1 protein-coding gene is annotated in these 1,610 nt (G+C 31.9%); it reads left to right on the forward strand.

Going from position 1 to position 1,610, the window contains the following annotated elements:
• Positions 1-260 precede the first annotated feature (260 nt).
• On the forward strand, positions 261-1,004 hold the full coding sequence (locus H5154_RS22615) for a hypothetical protein (protein ID WP_182719713.1): 744 nt from the start codon (positions 261-263) through the stop codon (positions 1,002-1,004).
• Positions 1,005-1,610: the final 606 nt, after the last annotated feature.

The raw sequence follows: 1,610 nt of genomic DNA on the forward strand, positions 1-1,610 counted from the left end.
AGTAAATCCTCTTTTTATATTTCACGTAAAATCGAAGTAACCGATTGAATCAAAATAGGAACTCAGCTATGGTTAATGCATCAATAAAAATAAATTAAAAACGAGTTATTCTACAGCCTCGTTATATGCAATATAGGGTTTGGTGGATATATGAAATATACAGAGAAATCGGTTACAGTTTTACATGACCAAATCCAAGTTCATTCTGAGCGTTTATGGCACAGGTATTACTCTTGAGTAAGTTTCACATAGTGTTAAAAATGAAAAATGATAATTCTTGGAAGTGTATATTTAAAGATTTGTCAGAAGTGCAAGTAAGGGATGATTTTATCGAACCTTTTAAAAGAGGTAAAGTCATCGTGAATAATGAACTTATTTCTACTAAAGATATTTATCATGTAGTTATTTCAAAAACAAATATGACCCATCGTGACGAATTGAAGAAAGTACAAACAGATAGCTATCAAAAACTCCAAGAAATGAATGAAAATGGTTCTGCTATTAACGTAGAGGCTGGCAGGTATGATTATGAAATTAAGGATTGTGGCAAAGATATTACCTCAAATTACCTTTATGGAGGTGCAGAAATGGGGGAAGAATCAAATATATTCAAAAACCCAGTGGTATTTATATTAACTGGTGGTTTTCTGGTCGCTATTCTTATAGATTTATATAGCTATTTCTCGCTCAAGGGATGGAACAATGCAAAAATGGAAATTTTACACGATCTTATCTATCCAACACTAGACATTTTAAATTATCTTATCTATCCAATTGCAGGGTTTCTGGTTTTACTTGGGCTATGTTCGATACTAGGGAGGTTAATTACTAAAGATAGTAATGATTCTATTATAGTCACTACATTTCACATCACTACGTCTATTGCTTATCTTTGTCTACACGTTTACGCAATATATGCATTTATTTGGTGGCCGATCATGGCGAGTATTGTAGCTAGCATTATATTACAAAAAATAGTAGGAGAACCAGAATCACCTCAATAATAAGCGTCTCCTATGTGGTAAACTCATAATTTGCATTCTTTCTTAAAAACGAGAAATTTTTTAAGTCTTGACTATTATGCGGTCGTTTTCATAGGTAAACTGAATTTAAATGCTTTTTCAGGTTTTGGGGAGGCATGGTTTAACATAGATGAAATAACGAAGTTTAGTCCAAACCTTAAACAACTTGCATCTGAAATGGTTGGAAAAGTAAAATTATTAGGGTCTAAATCTAACAGCAGTGAATACTTAGAAACATTTTTAATTAGATGTTATGTACTTTTACCTACTAAAATAAATGAATTATTGGTGTTTATTTAAAATTAGCCGATTATCCATATACCATTACAGAGAAGAATAAATTCGAAAAATATTGGGTGAACACCAACTAAGAAACCATAAAGTAAAATAGTTCTCTGATAGTTTTTTGTAACTATTAAATAGCAACGAGAATGAAATTATCCTGCATGGTGGTGCAGGCATATAACAAGTGACTATGGTGTCAATTCCTAATTTTAAACCATTTCAGGATCCCACATTACACCATCTCTCACCATTGAATTTATTATCACTACCAGCTTTCGTATACACGCAATGATGGCTACTTTT

This window comes from Pseudoalteromonas sp. SR44-5, from assembly GCF_014163675.1.
Lineage (GTDB): Bacteria > Pseudomonadota > Gammaproteobacteria > Enterobacterales > Alteromonadaceae > Pseudoalteromonas > Pseudoalteromonas rhizosphaerae.

Excerpts from the sequence above, each read along its gene's own strand:
- H5154_RS22615 (WP_182719713.1), top strand. The coding sequence starts at position 261 with ATGAAAAATGATAATTCTTGGAAGTGTATATTTAAAGATTTGTCAGAA.